We start from the raw sequence: 8,942 nt of genomic DNA, 5'->3' as shown, positions 1-8,942 counted from the left end.
TCATCTGCACATCTGAAATCTGCATATCTGCACATCCAAAGCTTATACTTTCTTAATCGTTTCCATTAGTACCGGGATCTTTGGCACTTTATCATAGGCCTGGAAAAGCTTCCCGTTTTTGTCGTATATGGCAATATATGGCGTATTTTGTACGTGGTAATAACGCTGCACTACGTAAGTGTATCCTTCGGTACCAATGATGATATTGTGGTATTTGGCCAAATCGAAATCACGCTGAAATACTTGTATTGCCTTTAGCTGGTTTACAAAAGTGATCATTACTATCTGCACGCCTTTAAGCTTATCCAGCTGCGGTTTCAAATCATACATCAGGCGCTGGCAGTGGCTGCAATCCGGCGAAAAATAGATCACCATTACTGGTTTGTTCTTTTTCAAGTCGGCAGGTGTAACATAAACACTGTCGGTAGTTAATATATGGTATGGGGCAATTTTGCTATTTGCAGGCATGGTTTGCGCCTGGCTGCAGCCGGCTGCAACTATAAGGCATAGCAGCAAGTATATTCTTTTCATTATATTAATGTAATATTTCATTAAAGCATAGTTACAATATTTTTAGCTTTCGAGCAATTCTATCTGCCAGGCAATATGCTCCTCACTTATGGGAAATAACGCGTTTTCTCTCACAGTATGATACACGGCATCAAATAAACCGTTATAATTACCTCTATCTGACGGTACCCACTCCACCGTTTTCTCGTTATCGGCCCCCATTAACACCAATTTACCTTCGCTACCTGCAGGTTCTATGCCAAAACCGTCGTCGGTTGGCATCATGCCTGTATCCAGTTGCGCTTCCTGCACATCGGTACGTAGCTTTACAAAGCTACCCAGGGTACCATGTATTACAAAACCAGGCAAGTGTTCGGCAATGAGCAAACCCGACGTTAAGTATACGTTTAACTGGTTTGGATAGCTCAGGTGAATATTAAAATAATCGTCTACCTGCGATCCCGGCCTGTGTGTAGCTGTAGTTTTGATATAGCTTAACGGCTTGCCAAATATGCTGATTGCATTATCAACCAGGTGAGCCCCAAGGTCGTAAGTTAAGCCATTACCCGGCGTTTCTTTAGTTTCTTTGAATTGCTTTACCCCTATAGGCATACGGTACCTGTCGAGCCTGAAATGCACTTCTATCAATTCGCCAAGCCTGCCGCTTTCTATTACTTTCTTTACAGATATAAACCCACTATCATACCTGCGGTTATGGTAGATCATCACATTTAGGCCGAGCTTCCTGCCCTGGTCAAACAGCGCCTTCACCTCTGCCGAAGTAACTGCTGCCGGCTTTTCTATCAGCACATGTTTACCGGCATTAAGTGCCCGCATGGCATAGTCAAAGTGGGTATCATTTGGCGTATTAACAACAATCAATTCAATTTCGGCATCATTTAGCAGTTCATCCACAGTATTATAGCTAATTACATCAGGATATACTTTAGCCGCCTTTTTTTCATGGCGTTCTACAACCGCCTTAAAAGTAAAGCCGGGGTTAGTACTTAAAAACGGCGCATGAAAAATTCTGCCCGACATGCCGTAGGCCATCAGGCYCGATACTATTGGTTTTGTTGACATTGATATTTGTTTGCCTTTTGTTTGGAAAGTAAAAATAAGATTATTTCTGAAAGACACCAGAAAAAATCATTTCATCGATAGGGACATCCGCCTATTTTGAAACAAAGAAGCATTTGAAGGAAAAGAAGCTTTGAAATACAATCCATCTTACATAAATTGGTTGTTAATATTTTATCAGGTTGTAGATGGCAAACTCTTACTCGCAAATTTATCTTCAGTTTGTTTTTGCTGTAAAGGATAGACAAAGCCTGGTATCAAAAAACAATAAAGAAGAATTGCATAAGTATATTACTTCTCTTGTTCAAAGTAGAAAAGCGAAAATGCTTGCTATCAATTGCATGCCCGACCATATTCATATTTTTGTAGGATTTAAACCCAACGTCCTGATCTCTGATTTTTTGAAGGAGATCAAAGTAGAAAGCAATGAGTTTATTAACAGCAAAAATTGGATTAAAGGAAAACTCAGCTGGCAGGAAGGCTATGGCGTATTTTCCTATTCACATTCACATATTGACTCAGTTGTAAAGTATGTACTTGACCAGGAAAGCCATCATCAAAAACGAACGTTCAAACAGGAGTATTTGAAGTTATTAGAGAAGTTTGATATTCCGTTTGAGGAAAAGTATTTGTTTGATTTTATAGAATAGTTTTCAAATCATCGTTTATAGTAGGGGGCACCTACGGAGCCAAATCGTATTCTTTATTAAACCTATAAACACGTGGCTACGCTGTAGCCCGAAAACTGCATGAGTGGTTTGACTTCCTGGACTCAGAAAAAGACAAAATATACAATTGCTTTCGGGCTACAGCGTAGCCACGTGTTTATAGTAAATAAAAATTGGATTTTGGCTCCGTAGGTGCCTCCTATAATATGCCAAATATTCAGCGCACAAAAAAGCCCGGCTGAAATAATCCAACCGGGCTTTACAATGTATTTAATTACGAAAACTTAGTTTTTTTCGTCTTTTACTTCTTCAAAGTCAACATCAGTTACAGTGTCACCATGATCCTGGGCACCTGCACCTGGGTTACCTTCCGGCTGACCACCTTGCTGAGCATCGCCTGCAGCTTTGTACATCTCTTCGGATGCAGTAGCCCATGCAGCGTTCAATTCAGTTTGAGCAGCATCAATTGCATCAAAGTCTTTAGCAGCATAAGCTTCTTTCAGCTTAGTCAAACCAGCTTCAATCGGAGCTTTCTTGTCGGCAGATATTTTATCGCCATACTCCTTCAATTGTTTTTCTGTAGAGAAGATCAGGGCATCAGCGCCATTCAGTTTTTCAACTTCTTCGCGTGCTTTTTTGTCGGCATCAGCGTTAGCTTCTGCTTCGTCTTTCATCTTCTTGATCTCGGCATCAGTTAAGCCTGAAGAAGCTTCGATACGGATCTTTTGTTCTTTACCGGTTGCTTTATCTTTTGCAGATACATGCAATATACCGTTGGCATCAATATCAAAGGTTACTTCAATTTGTGGCACACCGCGAGGTGCTGGTGGAATACCATCCAAATGGAAACGGCCTATAGTACGGTTACCCGCAGCCATTGGGCGCTCACCCTGTAATATGTGGATCTCAACAGATGGCTGGCTATCGCTGGCAGTTGAGAATGTTTCAGATTTTTTTGTTGGGATAGTTGTGTTTGACTCAATTAGTTTTGTCATTACACCACCCATAGTTTCAATACCTAATGAAAGCGGGGTAACATCCAACAACAACACATCCTTAACTTCACCTGTTAACACGCCACCTTGAATAGCAGCACCAATTGCAACAACTTCATCAGGATTAACACCTTTTGAAGGCGTTTTACCAAAGAATTTTTGAACAGCTTCCTGTATAGCAGGTATACGGGTAGAGCCCCCTACCAGGATAACTTCATCGATATCAGAGGTGCTGTAACCAGCGTTTTTCAGCGCGGTTCTGCAAGGCTCAATAGTACGTTTAATAAGGCCATCAGCCAGTTGCTCAAATTTAGCACGGGTTAAAGTTTTAACCAGGTGCTTTGGCATACCATCGGCAGCAGTGATGTATGGCAAGTTAATTTCTGTTTGTGCAGAACTTGACAACTCAATTTTAGCTTTTTCGGCAGACTCTTTTAAACGTTGCAAAGCCATTGGATCTTTACGCAGATCAATACCTTCGTCGCTTTTAAATTCATCAGCCAGCCAGTCAATAATTACCTGGTCAAAGTCATCACCACCTAAGTGTGTATCACCATCAGTTGATTTTACTTCAAAAACGCCATCACCTAATTCAAGGATTGATACGTCATGTGTACCACCACCGCAATCAAATACGGCAATTTTCATATCCTTGTGCGCTTTATCAAAGCCATAAGCCAAGGCAGCAGCAGTAGGTTCGTTAATAATACGACGTACTTTTAAACCAGCAATTTCACCGGCTTCTTTAGTAGCCTGGCGCTGCGCATCGTTAAAGTAAGCTGGTACAGTGATAACGGCTTCGGTAACTTCATGTCCTAAAAAGTCTTCGGCAGTTTTCTTCATTTTCTGAAGAATCATTGCAGAGATCTCTTGCGGAGTGTATTTACGGTCGCCAATTTCAACACGCGGTGTATTGTTATCACCTTTTACTACTTTATAAGGTACACGTGCAGCTTCACTTGTAACCTCGTTAAACTGGTTACCCATAAAGCGTTTGATAGACGAAATGGTTTTTGTAGGGTTAGTGATTGCCTGACGTTTTGCAGGATCGCCAACTTTACGCTCGCCGTTATCTATAAAAGCAACTACGGACGGCGTAGTACGTTTGCCCTCGCTGTTTGCTATAACTACAGGCTCATTACCTTCCATTACAGCTACGCAGGAGTTTGTTGTTCCTAAGTCGATTCCAATTATTTTAGACATATGATTGATTTTTCTTGATTTTATTAATTTACTACAACAGCTATTTAACAACGTTTGTGCCAAACGCATTTGGCAGGGCATATGGTCAGGATGACAATTTATAAGTCAGAAAAGTCATTGCAGGTGGTGACAGGTTGGCAGAAAAGTTGAGATTTGTTTAGGTGAAAGGCGAAATACKAAAGGTAAAAGGTAATGTATAAGGGCTGAAAACTGGAATCGGAATTTTATTTAATAAAATGTAAATTTGTATATGGAAACTTTAATTGTATTACCCAAAGATAAAGAGCAGCTGGCAACATTAAAGGCTATTATGAAAGCGCTTAAGGTTGACTTTAAAACGGAAAAAATCAAGGATAGACCGTACAATCAAGAGTTTGTTGACAAAATGAAAAAAAGTGAGGATGAATTTAAAGCAGGACGAACCACTAAAATAGAACCTGCTGATATATGGAACTTAGAATAACTGATGCAGCAAAAGAAGATATTAAATTTTTCTTAAAAAGCGGCCAATCGAATATTGTAAAGAAAATCGAACAGCTGCTCTCCTCCATCAAAGAAACACCTTTCACCGGCATAGGTAAACCGGAGCCGTTAAAACATGCATATTCAGGTAAATGGTCACGGCGAATTGATGTTAAACATCGCATCGTTTACGAAGTGATTGATGAGATTATTATTATTTATTCCTTTAAAGGCCATTATCAATAGAACCCTGCGGGCGTTGCCTGCGGCCGGGTCATCCGCTCATACTGCACAGGTCTTAATCACTTGGCCGGTACCCGCTGCTACCCCTAACGCAAAATTGCATATACTAAAAAAATCTCCCGAATAGGTATTTTCAAATTAATACGTCATCTTTATCCCAACAAACAAAACGCCTCTGTTACTCAACACATCAAACAGGCATATCACTACGCCTGGAATTGCATAACAAAAGCTTTGTACTCAAAGCTTGCCCTTCGCTTTAAAAAAGAGAACAGGTTCACTATTGTTATTTAATTCCAAACAAATCAAATGTTTTTTATCGAATCGGAACGGTTAAAATTAATGCCGTTAACACACCAGCAGCTTTTGTTGCTAAGGCAAGACCGTGCACTCATGGAAATTTCTATCGGGCTAACACCGTCTTTCATGCTTGTCGAACCCCTTTACTATGCCGAAATCATAGATGCGCTCGACAACTTCTGGCTACCCAACACCCTTGCATACCCCGAAAAATACCTGTGGTATACCGATTGGGAACTGGTGCTTAAAAGCACAAATACATCGGTGGGCGGCATGGGCTTCGCCGGCTACCCTAATGATAATGGCGAAGCAGAGATAGGCTATATGATTGATGGCAACCATCACAACAAAGGCTTCGCGACAGAAGCTTTACAAACGATGATTAACTGGGCATTCACGCATCAATTTGTAAACGCTATCATTGTGCATACCTATGCAGATAACCTGCCATCGCGCAGATTGCTGGACAAATGCGAATTTGAGCAGGTAGAAGATGTGGAGACATTGCTAACATACAGGTTAAATAGATAGCTACTTAACAGCTAATCCCGTCAATCCTATGTAATCCAGAAAATCGTATCACAAAAAAACGCCCTGCTCAAATGAACAGGGCGTTTTCTTATGTAAAAAAAAGGAGATTAAATTCCTTTTTCAGCGTTCTCTTCTGCTTCAGGAGTTGCAGGAGCTTCAGTTTCAGCAACTGGTGCTTCTTTAACTTCATCTTCAACTACTACTGCTTCTTCAGCAGCAACCGGTGCAGCTGTTTTAGCTTTTGCAGAACCACCACGACGACGGGTTGATTTTTTAGCTGCGGCTGCTGTATCAGCACCGTAAACAGTGTTATAATCTACCAATTCGATGATCGCCATTTCAGCGTTATCCCCTAAACGGTTTTCTAATTTGATGATACGGGTATAACCACCTGGGCGGTTAGCTATTTTCTCAGCAATCTCGCGGAAAAGGATAGTTGTAGCATCTTTGTCTTGCAAATAGCTAAACACTGTACGACGAGAGTGAGTAGTATCGTTTTTTGATTTTGTTAAAAGTGGTTCAACATAACCGCGCAAAACTTTTGCTTTAGCTAATGTTGTAGTGATGCGCTTGTGTAAGATAAGCGAAGTTGCCATGTTTGACAGCATCGCCTTGCGATGGCTGGTAGTACGGCCTAAGTGATTGTTTTTGTTTCCGTGTCTCATTGTTTTAAATTATTTCACGTGCATACCGTCCGGCGATCAACTCAAGCCTTCGGAATTATGCCTTCGCTATTTTATATTAGATTGGGATGCGAGATATTAGATTTGAGACTTAAGCCCCTTCCCTTTTACCCTGATCCCGGGTTATTTATTATTAAATAAAAAATGTTAGATCGGAGGCGAGAAAAATCTCATGTCTCAAATCTAACATCTCATATTTTATTCTTCGTCTAACTTAAATTTAGACAGGTTCATGCCAAAAGATAAACCTTTTGATTTAACCAGGTCCTGAATTTCAGTTAATGATTTTTTACCAAAGTTTCTGAACTTTAACATATCAGCAACATCGTATGATACCAAATCGGCCAGGCTGCGGATATCAGCAGCTTTAAGGCAATTTAATGCGCGTACAGAAAGATCAAGATCAACCAGTTCTGTTTTAAGAATCTTGCGCATATGCAGAATCTCTTCATCAACTTCTTTGGTTTCTTCTTTAGCCTGTGCTTCAAGCATCATGTTTTCATCGCTGAATAACATAAAGTGCTGAATAAGTATCTTGGCAGCTTCTTTCAATGCATCTTCCGGATGGATAGATCCATCGGTAGCAATATCCAAAACTAATTTTTCGTAGTCGGTTTTTTGCTCAACGCGATAGTTCTCGATGGTATATTTTACGTTTTTGATTGGCGTAAAGATAGAATCGATAGCAATAACGCCAACGTTTGCATCCGGGTTTTTGTTTTCCTCGCTCGGAACATAACCACGGCCTTTACCTACAGTAAGCTCAATTTCAAGCGTTACTGATGAATCCATGTTGCAAAGTACAAGATCAGGATTTAACACAGTAAAGTTGTTTGAGAACTTAGTGATATCACCAGCTTTAAATGCGTCCTGGCCGTTTATGATAACAAATATTTTCTCGCTATCGCCAGATTCACCTGTTTTTTTGAAACGAACTTGCTTAAGGTTCAAAATGATCTCGGTTACGTCTTCAACAACACCTTTGATGGTTGAAAACTCATGCGTAACTCCCGAAAAACGAACAGAAGTTATTGCATAACCTTCCAGTGATGAAAGTAAGATACGACGTAGAGCATTACCAATGGTTACACCGAAGCCTGGTTCTAACGGACGAAATTCAAACGTTCCATCAAAATCATTCGATTTCTGCATGATAACCTTGTCTGGTTTTTGAAATGCTAAAATTGCCATTTATATCCTTTATTTATTGTTTACTTGATTATAGATTTTAGACGTGAGATTTATAGATGTGAGACATTTACCCACGTTTTCTGAAATCCTATATCTAAACTCTTTTGCTTATTTTCTTGTATATGTATGAAACCAGAAATGAGACTTGAAAAAAACTCTCAAATCTCACATCTAAAATCTCATATCTTATTTAGAGTACAACTCAACGATTAAGTTCTCTTTAATGTTTTCAGGGATCTCATCGCGGTTAGGGTAGTTAAGGAATTTACCCGTTAAGGAATTTGCATCCCACTCCAACCAGCTGTATTTGTTGATTCTTCTTCCGGCTACTGATGTAGTAATAGCTTCAAGTGATTTAGATTTTTCGCGTACAGAGATCACATCACCAGCTTTTAACGCATACGATGCAATGTTTACAACAGCACCGTTAACATTAATGTGTTTGTGATTAACCAATTGACGGGCCCCTGAACGTGTAGGCGATATACCTAAACGATAAACAGCGTTATCTAAACGGGCCTCTAAAAATTTCAGCAGGTTTTCGCCTGTGATACCTTCTTTAGCCGAAGCGCGGTGAAACAAGTTTTCGAACTGACGCTCTAATACACCGTAAGTGTATTTAACTTTTTGTTTCTCCATCAACTGAGTTGAATATTCTGACTGCTTTCCACGACGTTTGGAAGCTCCATGCATTCCGGGTGGATAGTTTTTACGTTCTAACGCTTTATCCGGACCGAAGATCGGCTCACGGAAACGACGTGCAATTTTGGACTTTGGTCCTGTATATCTTGCCATTTTTGTGTGTTCTTAAAGTATCATGCAGCCTTTAGCTACAGAATCTTAGCTTTAAAAAATTTGTTAATTAAACTCTTCTTCTTTTAGACGGACGGCAACCATTGTGTGGAAGCGGTGTGATGTCTTTTATCGTGGTAACTTCAATACCTGCTGTTTGCAAAGTACGGATAGCTGATTCACGACCAGCACCAGGGCCCTTTACAAATACTTCTACTTTACGTAAACCTAAGTCGTACGCAACTTTACCGCAATCGCCGGCAGCTTGTCCAGCAGCGTAAGGA

The 8,942-nt window shown here is 40.3% G+C and carries 11 protein-coding genes; 4 read left to right on the top strand and 7 right to left on the bottom strand.

Annotated features, from left to right (window positions below):
- Positions 1–42: 42 nt before the first annotated feature.
- Positions 43–531, bottom strand: a complete 489-nt coding sequence (locus AC1DPZ_RS17090) for a TlpA family protein disulfide reductase (RefSeq protein WP_477405553.1) — start codon at positions 529–531, stop codon at positions 43–45.
- A 42-nt stretch (positions 532–573) separates the two neighbouring features.
- Positions 574–1,593, bottom strand: a complete 1,020-nt coding sequence (locus AC1DPZ_RS17085; protein WP_477405551.1) for a Gfo/Idh/MocA family oxidoreductase — start codon at positions 1,591–1,593, stop codon at positions 574–576.
- Between the two features lie 185 nt (positions 1,594–1,778).
- Here AC1DPZ_RS17085 and tnpA point away from each other — a divergent pair, with 185 nt between their 5' ends.
- Complete coding sequence (gene tnpA, locus AC1DPZ_RS17080) at positions 1,779–2,240, top strand: IS200/IS605 family transposase (RefSeq protein WP_477405549.1); 462 nt, start codon at positions 1,779–1,781, stop codon at positions 2,238–2,240.
- A gap of 302 nt (positions 2,241–2,542) precedes the next feature.
- Here the strand turns inward: tnpA and dnaK are convergent, their stop codons facing one another.
- Positions 2,543–4,456, bottom strand: a complete 1,914-nt coding sequence (gene dnaK / locus AC1DPZ_RS17075) for a molecular chaperone DnaK (RefSeq protein WP_477405547.1) — start codon at positions 4,454–4,456, stop codon at positions 2,543–2,545.
- A gap of 250 nt (positions 4,457–4,706) precedes the next feature.
- On the opposite strand from dnaK, the gene AC1DPZ_RS17070 reads away from it, so the two are divergent.
- The 3 genes from AC1DPZ_RS17070 (at position 4,707) to AC1DPZ_RS17060 (ending at position 5,992) form a co-directional block, all read left to right on the top strand.
- The gene (locus tag AC1DPZ_RS17070) at positions 4,707–4,919 is read left to right on the top strand and encodes a DUF2683 family protein (RefSeq protein ID WP_477405545.1); all 213 of its coding nucleotides are present in this window, start codon (positions 4,707–4,709) and stop codon (positions 4,917–4,919) included.
- A complete protein-coding gene (locus tag AC1DPZ_RS17065; RefSeq protein ID WP_477405543.1) occupies positions 4,904–5,164 on the top strand; it encodes a Txe/YoeB family addiction module toxin in 261 nt (86 codons plus the stop codon). The genes AC1DPZ_RS17070 and AC1DPZ_RS17065 overlap by 16 nt, the downstream gene beginning before the upstream one ends.
- 306 nt (positions 5,165–5,470) lie before the next feature.
- Positions 5,471–5,992, top strand: coding sequence for a GNAT family N-acetyltransferase (locus AC1DPZ_RS17060; protein ID WP_477405541.1), 522 nt, complete (start codon positions 5,471–5,473; stop codon positions 5,990–5,992).
- Positions 5,993–6,099: 107 nt separating this feature from the next.
- On the opposite strand, the gene rplQ is transcribed toward AC1DPZ_RS17060, so the two are convergent.
- From rplQ to rpsK, 4 genes are all read right to left on the bottom strand, one after another.
- Complete coding sequence (rplQ, locus tag AC1DPZ_RS17055; protein ID WP_477405539.1) at positions 6,100–6,657, bottom strand: 50S ribosomal protein L17; 558 nt, start codon at positions 6,655–6,657, stop codon at positions 6,100–6,102.
- Between the two features lie 216 nt (positions 6,658–6,873).
- The gene (locus AC1DPZ_RS17050; RefSeq protein ID WP_477405537.1) at positions 6,874–7,866 is read right to left on the bottom strand and encodes a DNA-directed RNA polymerase subunit alpha; all 993 of its coding nucleotides are present in this window, start codon (positions 7,864–7,866) and stop codon (positions 6,874–6,876) included.
- 186 nt (positions 7,867–8,052) lie between these two features.
- Positions 8,053–8,661, bottom strand: coding sequence for a 30S ribosomal protein S4 (rpsD, locus tag AC1DPZ_RS17045; protein WP_477405535.1), 609 nt, complete (start codon positions 8,659–8,661; stop codon positions 8,053–8,055).
- Positions 8,662–8,728: 67 nt separating this feature from the next.
- The coding region (rpsK, locus tag AC1DPZ_RS17040) for a 30S ribosomal protein S11 (protein ID WP_477405533.1) at positions 8,729–8,942 on the bottom strand (214 nt) is incomplete at its 5' end.

The sequence above is a fragment of the Mucilaginibacter sp. P4_G9 genome, assembly GCF_056400985.1.
This window is presented reverse-complemented; position numbering and strand designations above follow the sequence as displayed.